Origin of the sequence: Aliterella atlantica CENA595, from assembly GCF_000952155.1 — a bacterium.
GTDB lineage: Bacteria > Cyanobacteriota > Cyanobacteriia > Cyanobacteriales > Chroococcidiopsidaceae > Aliterella > Aliterella atlantica.
This window is the reverse complement of sequence record NZ_JYON01000026.1, coordinates 26,020-38,828: the sequence shown is the minus strand read 5'-3', so window position 1 is coordinate 38,828 and position 12,809 is coordinate 26,020. Positions and strand designations below refer to the sequence as shown.

Below are 12,809 nucleotides of genomic sequence, written 5' to 3'. Positions count from 1 at the left end.
AACCCGCCAAACTGCGGGTTTTGTCTATGTATGTAAGTCAGCCCCTATAGCCGACGTAGTTTGTCAGAGGTGTAAATGCGGTTATCAAACAAAGCTGTGGTTGTAGTCGGAGGCAGTTCAGGAATTGGGTTGGCTGTTGCAAAGCAAGCGCATTCTGAAGGAGCAAACGTCGTCATTTTGGGACGTTCGTCAACCAAACTGGAGCAAGCGAAAAGTTTAATTGGAGAGAACGTCAAGGCGATCGCTACAGATGTAATGGATGAGTTAGCAATTAAGCAAGCATTTGTTGAGATTGGAACTTTTGACCATTTATTTATCTCCGCTCAAGACGCTTCTACTGCTCCACTGTTAGAAATTACAATGGAGCAGCTTCGTCCAACATTGGACAGCAAAATCTGGGGAGCGTTCCATGTCGTAAAACATAGCGTTTCTCAAATTCGCCCTAATGGTTCGATTGTTTTTATTTCAGGGTTAGCGGGTCGTCGTGGTTATTCTGGTTTGGCTGTTGCTGGAGCCGCTAATGCGGGAATTGAAGCTGTTGCTCGGAACTTAGCAGTAGAGTTAGCTCCAATCAGAGTAAATACAGTTTGTGCAGGTGTGATTGATACTGATATGCTCGATCGGGTGTTTGGCGATCGGCGTGGAGAGGTTGTTAAAGCAATTGCTGACAAGCTACCTGTAAAGCGAATTGGGAAACCAGAAGAAATTGCTGATGCGGTTTTATTTCTTATGGGTAACGGTTTTATGACAGGAGCAACCCTACTCGTAGACGGTGGAGATGCGTTAGTTTAATCTGCACAAGTAAACGGCTTATAACAATTACATATTCATAGGGTGTATCGATTTTGCCGACTGCCGAACAAGCTATCAGATGTGTAATCCTTTGCCAATCCTTGACTAACACGTTTACTCCTATTTTCGTTGTCCGCCTTGATGAACGAACAGGCAACGTGTTCCTCCTAGCTGGCGATAACATAGAAATAGAAATTTACCGCAACGGTTTCTGGAGGTTCTTGCGATGAAGTCTGATTTTAATGTTATGACCAAGGCAGAACTAAGGGCTTATGTCATTGCTCACCCTAGCGATCGCACTGCGTTTCATGCCTTTGTTGACCGTTTCACGGCTGAAGCACCTCCAGAGACTTTTGATATTCCAAAATCGAATGCTGAGGTTGAAGAAGTCGAAATGCTAATCCGACAGAAACTAGAGCAACTTAAAACAAGTTAGACTTTTTAGAGTTGTTGTGTTTGTGGCAGTTTAACAATATTAAATATAGCGGACGGACTAAGCTGCTAATGTTGCAGTTGAGGCTTCCTAGCATTGGTAAGGTGCATTGTAAGTCAACACACTACATAACTCTGTGTCAACGAGCAGAAATTAGCGTTTTTTATTACCAAATCTTTGCCATTTTCAGCGCAAACATTGGCATCTCAGGTTCGCAACTGACAGATTCGGGACGGTCTAAAATCTCTGGTTCTCGATCGCGACGATAGACATAAACTTGACAATTCTTCCTATCGATTAACAACCCCAACCGCACCCCATTAGCAATATACTCCTCCATCTTTTCCTTCAGACTCGCCAACGTATCGCTGCTAGAACGCAATTCCACTACAAAATCGGGAGCGATCGGTGCAAAGGATGCTTGTTGTTCTGGCGACAAAGCACTCCAGCGATCGCCCAATATCCATGCTGCATCTGGGGAGCGAGTTGCACCATTGGGTAAGGTAAAGCCCGAACTAGAATCAAATGCCTCTCCAGTCCCGTCCGCTTCAGACCAAATAAAAAGCTGTCCAGAAATTCTGCTATTGCGATTTCCAGTATCAGCAAATGCTGGAGGCATAACGATAATTTCTCCATTGGCATTACGCTCAATCCGCAAGTCTGGATTCGTACGACAAAAATCATAGAACTGCCGATCGCTCAACTTCGACATTGTGGTGAGCGCAGAAAGATCGATTGGCAATGGCATCTGTTCGGATTTGACCAACAGGTTAGTCATTGGCGACCTAACTCCATCCTGAAAAGTCTTTCCTTATTATAGTCAATAGCTTGTAGAGCAAGTTTTGGCAAGCAGCGCGATCGCGCTTTAGCAGGCGATCGGCTGCCAAAAATCGCTAAATTACAAAGTTTACCAACTTTCCAGGCACAACGATCGCTTTTTTAATCTCTTTACCTTCTATATGACGTTGAGCAACTTCTGATTCGCGGGCATACTTTTCCAGAGCTTGCTTGTCTGCTTGGGCGGGAACTTGGATTGTGCCTCTGGTTTTACCCATAATCTGAATTACCAAGGTGATTTCATCAGCAACTAAAGCATCAGGTTCGTATTTGAGCCAAGTTTGTTGATGCACTGAGTCAGAATTACCGTCTAAATGCCACAATTCCTCGGCAATATGCGGCGCAAAAGGTGCAAGTAGTTGAATTAGCGCCCTAATTCCTTCTGCATAAACAGGCGAAGCTTTACACTTAGCATCAGCAAGCGCATTACTTAGTTTCATCAATTCGGAAACGGCTGTATTGAATTGATATTCGCCTTCCAAGTCTTCAGTAATTTCCTTAATCGCAGTATGAATTGCCCGACGTAGTTCTTTTTCCGGCTGGCTGAGATTATTTGTTTGGGTAAATGATGCGCCTTTAGTACCAAACTCAGTTACTAAACGCCAAACGCGGTTGAGAAAGCGAAATTGCCCTTCAACGTCTGCTTGTTCCCATTCCAAGTCTTTTTCTGGCGGCGCTTTAAAGAGAATAAACATCCGCGCTGTATCTACACCGTAGTTCTCAATTACATCTTCAGGTGCTACGCCGTTGTATTTCGACTTAGACATTTTCTCAAAGAAAACTTCTAACGCCTCACCTGTTTCTGGATCTTTTGGTTCTGCCGCATTTACCTGCGCTGGAGAGATATATTTACCAGTAACAGGGTTTTTGTAAGTAGCTCCTTGAACCATTCCTTGAGTTAGCAGGCGTTGGAAAGGTTCGTCAAAATTGAGCAGATGGCGATCGCGCAATACTTTAGTAAAAAACCGCGAATACAATAAATGTAAGATCGCGTGTTCTATTCCACCTACATATTGGTCTACAGCCATCCAGTCATTAGTCTGACTAGAATCAAAAACCTCTGTTTCATTCCTCGCATCAGGAAAGCGCAAGAAATACCACGAAGAATCGATAAAAGTATCCATCGTATCGGTTTCGCGTCTAGCTGGCGTGCCACAACTAGGACATGGTACGTTTACCCAACTATCTAACTGTGCCAACGGAGAACCACCGCGCCCAGTAAATGCTACATCTTCAGGCAATTTAACAGGTAAATCTTTTTCTGGTACAGCTACGCTGCCGCAACTAGGACAGTGAATAATTGGAATTGGTGCGCCCCAGTAACGCTGTCTGGAAATCAACCAATCTCTAAGTCGGTATTGGATGCGGGCTTTACCATAGCCTTGTTGTTCGGCATATTGGACGATCGCTTGTTTTGCCTGCAATGAATCCATACCATTAAATGAATCAGAATTAATCAAAATTCCTGGTTCTGTATATGCCGCCTGTAGAGACGTTGCATGCAACGTCTCTACATCGTTGGGCGATACAATTACAACCTGAATTGGTAGATTTTTTTGTTTAGCAAACTGAAAATCACGCGTATCGTGGGCAGGAACGCCCATCACTGCCCCCGTACCGTATTCATACAATACATAGTCAGCAATCCAAATTGGTATTTCTTCCCCAGTAAACGGGTTAATTGCCTTACCACCTGTAGGAATCCCGCGCTTGGGTTTATCTTCCGCCGTACGTTCCAACTCGCTTTGGTTGGCAACTTCTTGAATAAATGCTTCTACTGCTTCTTTTTGCTCTGGTGTAGTAACGCTAGGAGTTAATGGGTGTTCTGGCGCTAAAACTACATAGGTAACGCCGTACACAGTATCGGGGCGAGTTGTAAACACGCCAATTTTCTCATCTAGCCCCACAATTGGAAACTCTAAGTAAGCACCGACAGATTTACCGATCCAATTTGCTTGCATCAGCTTAACGCGATCGGGCCATCCCGTCAGCTTATCTAAATCGCTTAATAGTTGTTCGGCATAGTCAGTAATTTTCAAAAACCACTGCCGCAATAGTTTACGCTCCACTATAGCGCCACTACGCCACGATCGCCCTTCGCTATCTACTTGCTCGTTAGCTAGTACAGTTTGGTCTATTGGGTCCCAATTTACCGCAGCTTCTTTTTGATAGGCAAGTCCAGCTTGAAAAAATTGCAAAAATAGCCACTGCGTCCACTTATAATAATCGGGCGAACAAGTAGCAATTTCTTTTTCCCAGTCTATTGATAAACCCAAGCGCTGTAATTGACTCCGCATTTGGGCAATATTTTGATAAGTCCACTTAGCAGGCGCTATTCCTCGCTCAATTGCCGCATTTTCGGCAGGTAAGCCAAACGCATCCCACCCCATCGGGTGCAATACCCGATAGCCTTGCATCCGCTTGAGTCTAGCAATTACATCAGTAATTACATAGTTGCGGACGTGACCCATGTGCAGGCTGCCCGATGGATAGGGGAACATAGATAGAGCGTAGAATTTCGGCTTACTCTTGTCTTCTGAAGTACGGTCTAAGCCTTGTTCTGCCCAACTTTTTTGCCACTTTTCCTCGATTGCTGCGGGGGTATAACGGGACTCCACAAAAAACTCCTAATCCATTTAGCAATAACACTTGTGCGATCGCTATTGTGACACACTCTGTTGATGGCTTGAATTTGTGCGATCGCATAGGTCTTTAGATTCTGCTATAACGTTTTTCATGTCTTTTTACTGTTTGTAGTTATCTTGGTTGATGAATATACTTAATTTTCGAGGTTTTATTAGAGATGTTGTTTACGCACCAGTTTTGATTCCTAATTTAACAACTTACGATTTCAATAACTTTAATATCAATCAGTCAAAACCATTCGGCATAATTAGCTTAGATTCCCTGCAAAACAATCTTGCTTTTTCTCAATGGAAATCTCCCAAACGCACAAGAACATATCCTTTTGCTAGAATTTATAATACTTATCATTTGAACTCTAAAAAAGTTACAATCATTCCCATAATCAAAGATGAAGGGGCGGACGGCGATAACGATAGGCTAAATTTTATTACAATGTCTTGGATGAATTTACTAAATGTATATATTATCCTTGCTTGGTACGAACGCGCCGATAGAGTAACAGACAGCAATATAAACAAAATTAAAAATCAAAAGTTTAGCAACGAGTATATCAACCAAAAATTATTAGAAATTAGTCACTATCAGCTAACGGCTTTACATTGGAACACTACTCATTTTGAGAAAGATTTTGAGACAGTATATTTAAACGCTGTTAACAGCTACAAAAATATATCGTCTACCCAGAATGTAAAACTACATCCATATTCAAAACATATTGAGGTACTTAATAGTTTTAAAAGAGATGGTAAGTTTAGCATTCAAAGTTTTAAGGAATCAACTTTAGATAGATCGCTAGCTGCTGCACGTAGAGAGTCAACCACTAAACATAAGCTAGAATATTTATCTGATGGCTACAAAGGAGTATTCTCCATATCTAATTACTTAGGAGGAATGTATCATTTAACATCTGACGAAGTTTATCAACAAGGCACAATATTTATTATTCAAGAATCAAAGAACTCTAGTTCAAGGCAAATGCCTTCCGAAGATGATATTAAAGATGGATTATTTAAATTAATACTTTTTAGTAACTTAGAATATTTATATTTGGACGATAATCCAGTAGAGTTTACTACCCGCTTAAAACTTACCGGAAAAGTAAATGGTTCTCTTCATTTTCCTAATGAAACTACTGCAATAGAAGAATTTTGTCATATTAATAGCTTTAAAAAGAATCAAATAAAAATAGTCCAGTCTTTAAATTTAGAGACAAAGCAAAATTCTAAGCTAAACGTTCTCATAACTTCTAATGTCTAAACATATTAAAAGTCCTTTGAGATATCCAGGAGGAAAATCAAAGGTTATAAATTATTTATTGCCATATATTCCTACAAATATATCTGAGTTTAGAGAGCCATTTGTAGGTGGAGGTTCAGTTTTCCTTGCTGTTAAAAGTGTTTTCCAGAATAGAATAAATAAATATTGGATTAACGATCTAAACAGTGACTTATACTGCTTTTGGAAATATGTTAGAGACGATCTAGATAGTTTAGTAAGTCATGTAACTATTCTCAAAGAAAGTTACCAAAATGGCAAAAAGCTATATAACTATCTAAATCAGAGCGATCGCATATTTTCTGAATTTGATAGAGCAGTTCGCTTTTTTATTATGAATCGGATTACTTTTTCAGGAATTATGGATTCAGGAGGTTATTCTCAGCAAGCTTTTGAAAAAAGATTTACTGAATCATCTATTGAGAGATTAAAAAATTTATCTGCTTATTTAGATACAGTTTGTATTACTTGTAGCGATTACGATAAACTCTTGCACCAAGATGGAGAAGATGTGTTTTTATTTCTCGATCCGCCTTATTACCAACCAACAAAATCCAAGCTGTACGGGGTGAAAGGAAATTTACATACAAGTTTTGACCATGAGAGATTTGCTGCTAATGTAAGGAAATGCCAGCACAGATGGTTACTTACTTATGATGATTGCCAGGAAGTTAGAAAGTTATTTGATTTTGCGGAAATAGCAGAGTTGGAAGTTCAATATGGCATGAATAATTACAAACAAAAAACTGCAGCAAAAGGTAAAGAATTATTAATTTCTAACTACTCTCTGAAACAATTAAACCAGCAAGTAAAACAACTAAGTATAGATTTAGTAAGTAGGTCTGAAGCAGAAAATATTTTTGTTGAGGATTCTTTGTGTTAAAAGTCTTTGTTTATGGCACGCTGAAACCAGGAGAGATCAATTATCAACGTTACTGCGACCAGGTAGCAGAGGTGCAAGAAGCGATCGCCTATGGTAAGTTATTTGCGCTACCTTTTGGCTATCCGGCAGCAATTTTCCCAGAAAATTACTTGGTACGCGGTTATGTACTTTCATTTTTAGATTCTACAGTTTTAACCGCGCTTGATGAATTGGAAGATTATCATCCCGATAGATTAGCTAGCCAAAATGATTACCAGCGGCATCGAGTTGAAGTTTATCACTCAAATCTCGAACCGCTGGCAAAGGTTTGGACTTATTCAATGAGCCGACAAAAAATTGCGGCTTATGGTGGCGTGTTTATTAAAAATGGTTGGTGGGACTTTAAATTAGACTATATTTTTTAGTTATTCTGCTGGTGTAGCTTTGCTGGCTGTGCTGGTGCGCTTTTGTGAGCGGGTGCAAGCACAGTGTCAGGAATCTCAACTACAGGCGTATTCAAAGCAACGTACAATGGTTCGCTAGCTGCTGAATTGTTGACATTTGCCATTTGCCAGACTTGACGACCTGGAACTACACTTGATAGTGCTGCTACAACCATAGCGGCGATCGCTGCACCTCCCCACGCTACTGAGCGGTGTCTGCGACGCTTGTCTATCTTGCCAAACACCTGCCCAATTGTTTGCTCTACTGGTTGGGCTGACGGTACGGGTAGCGACTGAAAATTGCTGCGTAAATTCAATAGCCTAGAATATAGCCGCTGAGTCTCAACATCTTTGTCGAGCCATTCTTCTACTTGTCGCCTTTCAGTGGCAGTAACTTCACCGTCTAGGTAGGCACTTAGTAACTCGAAGCGATCGCGCTTCTGTGTGTTCATAATACTTATTAATTGATGGGTATGACCAGGGTTCGGCGCTGACAAGTTATTTGGCAGTTGAGTGTTTTCGTGTTTGCGATCCTCAAATTCAAAAGTCATTTTAACACTACTGCCAAGAGATACAAGGGGTACAATTACGGACAATTTGTGCCAAATTACTAACCATCTAAGTAGTTTTGTAGTTGAGATTGCAGTCTAGCTCTAGCTCTGGCGATGCGCGATTTTACAGTTCCTAGAGAGACTTTAGTAATTTCGGCAATGTCCTCGTAAGGCATCCCTTCAATTTCTCTTAGGACTATAGTAGTGCGAAACACTTCTGGCAAATCGGCGATCGCCTCTTGTAATTGTTCATAAAATTCACGGGTCGTCAACTCCTCCTCTGGAGAGGGATTGTCACCAGCAATTTCCCAATCCATTTCACCATCTTCCATCGAACGCGGCGCGTCTAATGATAAGGGACTAGCAACGCGCTTGCGCTTGCGTAATTCATCGTAAAACAAGTTTGTCGCAATTCGACTCAGCCACCCGCGGAACTTGACAGGTTCTTGCAGGCGCTTGATGTTGCGATAAACGCGAATCCACACTTCTTGCGCTAAATCCGAACGATCTTGCCAATCAGGTGCTAGGTGATACAAAACTCGATCGACATGAGATTGATAGCGTCGCAACAATTCGGCAAAGGCGGTGCGGTCTGGACGCAGCCCTGCTTGACAACGCAAAATTAAATCGTAATTAGACAATTTATCTACTTGCACTGGCGCTTGAGGAACCTTTGCCTCAGCAGTTGACCAGGATATAGGAATTACTTGACTCATACACGCCAATGACTTGAAAACGTCCCTGGTTAATAGACATCGCTATCGGGGGGAAGTTCCCGCGCTTGGCGGTAATTTGCCATTTAGTATGTTTGACTAGATTCCGTGTGATGGCGACTTATATTGCTGCCAATCAGGGCGACTTGCTAGCCATTTTCCTATTAGGGACGAATGTTCGGCTATATGAGTTATAGCGGTGGTATTCGTACTGTTTGGCAGTTTAGCTCCCAAAAACAGGTTTAGGCACAACGTAATGATGAAGGCTAATAATAGTTTTTCAAGCATCGTTCCTCCTCCCACACCTACAAATTGTTTTTGTAGTGTCGCAGATCGGGATTTAAAGTTTGAGCCGATCGCTCTTTAGATCGCCAACTGCAACAATTCTCCTCTTTCATTTAGTTTGCCCACTTTTTGCTAAATATGCAGGCGATCGCTAATAAAGCTTTGTTAAGAAGTCGGAGGCGCGATATTTGAACTTAAACTTATATTTCAACCTGCATCTAGGAGTTTCTGCCTACGTCTGATTCTTGCTCGAAATTAGGCGCGTAAACTTGCAGCAATGTACTGACTTGTTTTAACACCTCATTACCAGTATTTTTGCCCAAAGCTTGCCGTTCTGGAAAAAAGTCAGGACGATCTAAGTTTCGAGAAATTGCTTCGTTGACTTGTTGGGCAATTAAGTCTTGCAGTTCTTCTCTGGCGCGTTGCCGTTGGTAATTACCACCTTCCTCGGTGGTAGCATACAAAGGTGGCAGGCGATTGAGAGCATAAGCGGCAATATCGCCTACATCTAAGTGCTGTTCGCTAGTAACTTCTATTTCTGCGACTCTAGCTAAAGCTTCTGTAAGTACCAACTCTTCCATGACGTTGATAAACTGTTTGCGCTGTACTGCCACCACTTCACCAGTTAACAGCGAACCCATTAATTTATCTAACGCCATATATTCAGCGACAGAAAGCTCCGAGGCAGCATCACAGATAGAGCCTACCTCGGCTTCCATTGCTGGTGTAAGATAGCCTGTTTGAAGGGCTTGTTCAACTATTTTTTCAATACCCATAACGCCTCTAACTCTACTGCACTTTGTTGGTGACAGGATTACTCACTAATTTTGCCCTACTCTTATCGGAAAATTGCAAAATCTCCCTAATTAAATTTTCGCTCGCGCCAAGGTACGGGATCTACTGCTTCGCCTTGAACGTACAATCCCCAATGTAAATGCGGTCCTGTAACTGCTCCTGTTCCTCCTACTGCGCCTATAACTTGACCTGCTTTCACAAAATCGCCTTCTTTGACATTGATGCGGCTGAGGTGCAGGTAGGTAGTAATTACGCCTTGTCCGTGATCGATACCGATAATATTGCCGTGAACTCGAAACCCTTGCGATACTCTACCTACTAGAGCGATGCGTCCGTCAGCAGGAGCCATAACTGGCGAACCAACTGCGCCTGCATAATCTACGCCGCGATGGTAGTAGTCTTGGGCAAATTTGCCATTGTAGTAGCGGCGCACGCCATAAATTGTCGTGATTCTCCCTTTATTGGGTTTGAGGAAAGTACCGTTCCAGTATTTTTGCGGTGTTTTTAAGTTCTTGAGGGCGGCGACACGGCTAAGTTCGAGTTGCGTTGCTTTAAGTCCCGATTTACCTGGTGGTAAAGTAATGCGTTGGACGGGAAATTTGCGATCGCCTACATATACAGCTATTTTGCTAGCTTCATCACCAGACTTGACCTGCAAAACTCTGTTTCCTGGTTTTTCTAGCGGCGTTGTGGGTAAAAGGGCGCGAAACTTGTTAGGGGCGATCGCAAATGTAGGATAAGTCTTTTGATTGACTGTGATTGACGGAGCGCGATTGTTTGCAGGATTATCTGGAGTGACTACGACTGATAAAGTATCCCCTAGTTTGGGCTTAGAGGGTATAACTTGGACTTCTAAGGCTTTGACTGACGCAGCAAAGCCTATAGGTAGGGCGATCGCTATTACCATTACTAGACTATTCTTAATTTTGGTTGCGCCAGTTTGTTTATCGATAAACATTGATTGCAGTACCTTTTGACTTGGCAAATGCTAAAGCAAGCGGAATTAACCATCAGCTTGAAACAAGCAAATTTTATTATTGAACAAGACTAGCTTAATTGGTTGCGATTTTGAGCAGTAGGGTCTTCCGGTTCCAAAAAAACTTTTGTATTCTAGATTAGGTAACAAAAAAAACTATAAACATTTGTCCTACGGGATTATACGTAGATATGCAGCAGTTTTCGACCTTTAGCACAGTATTAATTTTACTCGCAGGAATGCTGACAATTGTTGGAACTGGTTGCAGTAGCAATAATCCCGCAGATAGTCAAAGTAATATCGATAACACGCCATTAGTAGCCCTGAAAAATCATCCAACTACACCAAAAGCAAGCGTACAGCCGCAAAAAATAGAGCCAAATCAATTTGATGTAGCGTTAGACAAAGCTTATGGCGCTTTAACTATCAGCCAATCGGCACAATCGCCGGAAGACTGGAATTTGGTAATAAGTCAGTGGAACGAAGCGATCGCTTTAATGAAATCTATCCCTGCTAATAGCCCCGATAAAGCACTGGCGCAAAAGAAGCTAATTCAATACCAGCAAAACCTCAAATATGCCAAACAACAGGCAAACCGCCCCTTGCAAACGCGTCCAGAAATAGCTGCAATTCCTCAAATTCCGCCTACAACTCCCAGCGTTGCGGTTGCAGTACCGCCCAATCAAAAGGTATTTCAAGCGTTAATCAAAAGTCGTACTGGGGGAACGCCCGTAGTTGATGTAAATTTTAACGGTGTAAGGCAATTTGACATGATTGTAGACACAGGCGCTAGCGGGACTGTAATTACGCAGCAAATGGCATCTGCATTAGGAGTAGTACCAGTAGGCAAAGCGAAGGCAAACACAGCTAGCGATCGCAATGTAGAATTTGAGATTGGCTACATCGATTCAATTGAAGTAGGCGGCGCAGTAATCAAGCACGTACCTGTTGCGATCGCTCCTTCAGCAGATTTAGATATAGGACTACTAGGACAAGATTTTTTCAGCAATTACGATGTCACAATCAAGCGCGACATAGTTGAGTTTCGATCCCCCTAGTCCCCCTTGTCCCGCTTCTAATGCGCTAATTATGAATTACGAATTATTAAAGTTTCTATTTCAAAAACTCTACCAACTGCTCTAGCTTTGCCCATGCTGCACCCGATTGGAGAATATCTTTGGCGATGCTGATGCCTTGGGTGTAATCTCCTGGATTTGTAAGCGTACCTACTTGCAGGGCTAAGGCAGCGTTTAAGGCTACTACGTCTTGCTGTGCGGCTGTTCCTTTACCTTGGAGTACCGCTTGGAGGATTTGGGCGTTTTCGGCGATGTCGCCGCCGCGTAAAGCCTCTGTGGGGGCAGTAGTTAAACCCAATTGTTGGGGATCGATTGTCGTTACTTCTACCTTGCCGTTTGTTAGTACCGCAATATCTGTAAGATCGGCAAGTCCTGCTTCGTCTAGCTTTTCTCTACCGTGAAGGGCGATCGCATTTTGCGTCCCTAATTGCTGTAAGGCTTGAGCCATAGTTTCTAGCAATGTTGAGCTAGGAACGCCGATTACTTGCCCTGTCGGGCGTAAGGGATTTACTAATGGTCCTAGCAAGTTAAATACTGTACGTACTTTCAAGGTGCGCCGCAAGGGTGCAACAACTTTAAGGGCGGGATGCCACCCAGGGGCAAATAGAAATGTAATACCTACTTCTTGCAACGAGGCTTTAACTTGCTCCGAATTAGCATTTAAGTTAACTCCTAGTGCTTCTAATACATCAGCCGAACCTACACGACTAGAAGCAGATCGGTTGCCATGTTTAGCTACTTTTATGCCCGCAGCAGCAGCTACAAAAGCAACTGCTGTAGAAATATTAAATGTTGCAGCGCCATCGCCACCTGTGCCACAAGTATCTATCAAAGGAGTTGAGGCTAAAGATATAGGAGCCGAAGCTAGAGATAGAGATTGTAAGACTTGCGCCATACCTGCTAGTTCTGCACTGGTTACGCCTTTAGCTTGGATTGCGACTAATATTGCTCCTGATAAAGCTGGGTTTATTTGCTCGTTTAGCCATGCTTGCATCAGTTGGACTGCTTGTTGGCTAGATAGCGATCGCCCATCTAATAATTGTTGCAGTAAATCGCTAGCCCAATGCGGCGATATCTCGGTGATAGTTTGTTCTACAGGTACGGAGGGATTAATCATGAGTTTTA

The 12,809-nt window shown here is 42.4% G+C and carries 15 protein-coding genes; 7 read left to right on the top strand and 8 right to left on the bottom strand.

Annotation, left to right across the window (positions count from 1 at the left end; genetic code table 11):
• Nucleotides 1-75 precede the first annotated feature (75 nt).
• From UH38_RS19565 to UH38_RS19560, 3 genes are read left to right on the top strand one after another with little or no spacing between them, the layout of a single operon-like run.
• Entirely contained in the window at nt 76-792 is a 717-nt protein-coding gene (locus UH38_RS19565) for an SDR family oxidoreductase (RefSeq protein WP_045056371.1), read from the top strand.
• A gap of 53 nt (nt 793-845) precedes the next feature.
• Nucleotides 846-1,022 (top strand): DUF6888 family protein, encoded by a 177-nt coding sequence (locus tag UH38_RS28315; protein WP_407640463.1) that lies wholly within the window; start codon nt 846-848, stop codon nt 1,020-1,022.
• On the top strand, nt 1,019-1,228 hold the full coding sequence (locus UH38_RS19560; RefSeq protein ID WP_045056370.1) for a DUF6887 family protein: 210 nt from the start codon (nt 1,019-1,021) through the stop codon (nt 1,226-1,228). The genes UH38_RS28315 and UH38_RS19560 overlap by 4 nt, the downstream gene beginning before the upstream one ends.
• Before the next feature lie 163 nt (nt 1,229-1,391).
• On the opposite strand, the gene UH38_RS19555 is transcribed toward UH38_RS19560, so the two are convergent.
• Nucleotides 1,392-2,003: a Uma2 family endonuclease gene (locus UH38_RS19555; RefSeq protein ID WP_045056369.1), complete on the bottom strand. Its 612-nt coding sequence runs from the start codon at nt 2,001-2,003 to the stop codon at nt 1,392-1,394.
• Between the two features lie 115 nt (nt 2,004-2,118).
• A complete protein-coding gene (gene leuS, locus UH38_RS19550; RefSeq protein WP_045056368.1) occupies nt 2,119-4,680 on the bottom strand; it encodes a leucine--tRNA ligase in 2,562 nt (853 codons plus the stop codon).
• Nucleotides 4,681-4,831: 151 nt separating this feature from the next.
• Here leuS and UH38_RS19545 point away from each other — a divergent pair, with 151 nt between their 5' ends.
• From UH38_RS19545 to UH38_RS19535, 3 genes are read left to right on the top strand one after another with little or no spacing between them, the layout of a single operon-like run.
• Entirely contained in the window at nt 4,832-5,965 is a 1,134-nt protein-coding gene (locus UH38_RS19545; protein ID WP_045056367.1) for a hypothetical protein, read from the top strand.
• A complete protein-coding gene (locus UH38_RS19540) occupies nt 5,958-6,866 on the top strand; it encodes a DNA adenine methylase (RefSeq protein ID WP_045056366.1) in 909 nt (302 codons plus the stop codon). Before UH38_RS19545 ends, UH38_RS19540 begins: the two co-directional genes overlap by 8 nt.
• Nucleotides 6,860-7,270, top strand: coding sequence for a gamma-glutamylcyclotransferase family protein (locus UH38_RS19535; RefSeq protein WP_045056365.1), 411 nt, complete (start codon nt 6,860-6,862; stop codon nt 7,268-7,270). Before UH38_RS19540 ends, UH38_RS19535 begins: the two co-directional genes overlap by 7 nt.
• Here the strand turns inward: UH38_RS19535 and UH38_RS19530 are convergent.
• The 5 genes from UH38_RS19530 to UH38_RS19515 form a co-directional block, all read right to left on the bottom strand.
• The gene (locus UH38_RS19530) at nt 7,267-7,839 is read right to left on the bottom strand and encodes an anti-sigma factor family protein (protein ID WP_045056364.1); all 573 of its coding nucleotides are present in this window, start codon (nt 7,837-7,839) and stop codon (nt 7,267-7,269) included. The genes UH38_RS19535 and UH38_RS19530 overlap by 4 nt on opposite strands.
• 59 nt (nt 7,840-7,898) lie before the next feature.
• Nucleotides 7,899-8,555, bottom strand: coding sequence for a sigma-70 family RNA polymerase sigma factor (locus UH38_RS19525; RefSeq protein ID WP_045056363.1), 657 nt, complete (start codon nt 8,553-8,555; stop codon nt 7,899-7,901).
• A 96-nt stretch (nt 8,556-8,651) separates the two neighbouring features.
• The gene (locus tag UH38_RS26375) at nt 8,652-8,840 is read right to left on the bottom strand and encodes a hypothetical protein (protein ID WP_144405719.1); all 189 of its coding nucleotides are present in this window, start codon (nt 8,838-8,840) and stop codon (nt 8,652-8,654) included.
• Between the two features lie 215 nt (nt 8,841-9,055).
• Nucleotides 9,056-9,613 carry a late competence development ComFB family protein gene (locus UH38_RS19520; protein WP_045056362.1) on the bottom strand — a complete coding sequence of 186 codons (558 nt, stop codon included), beginning with the start codon at nt 9,611-9,613 and terminating at the stop codon, nt 9,056-9,058.
• A gap of 86 nt (nt 9,614-9,699) precedes the next feature.
• Nucleotides 9,700-10,590, bottom strand: a complete 891-nt coding sequence (locus UH38_RS19515; protein ID WP_045056361.1) for a M23 family metallopeptidase — start codon at nt 10,588-10,590, stop codon at nt 9,700-9,702.
• A 209-nt stretch (nt 10,591-10,799) separates the two neighbouring features.
• Here UH38_RS19515 and UH38_RS19510 point away from each other — a divergent pair, with 209 nt between their 5' ends.
• Nucleotides 10,800-11,666 (top strand): retropepsin-like aspartic protease family protein, encoded by an 867-nt coding sequence (locus UH38_RS19510; protein WP_045056360.1) that lies wholly within the window; start codon nt 10,800-10,802, stop codon nt 11,664-11,666.
• 55 nt (nt 11,667-11,721) lie between these two features.
• On the opposite strand, the gene trpD is transcribed toward UH38_RS19510, so the two are convergent.
• Nucleotides 11,722-12,801, bottom strand: coding sequence for an anthranilate phosphoribosyltransferase (gene trpD, locus UH38_RS19505; RefSeq protein ID WP_045056359.1), 1,080 nt, complete (start codon nt 12,799-12,801; stop codon nt 11,722-11,724).
• Between the last annotated feature and the right edge of the window lie 8 nt (nt 12,802-12,809).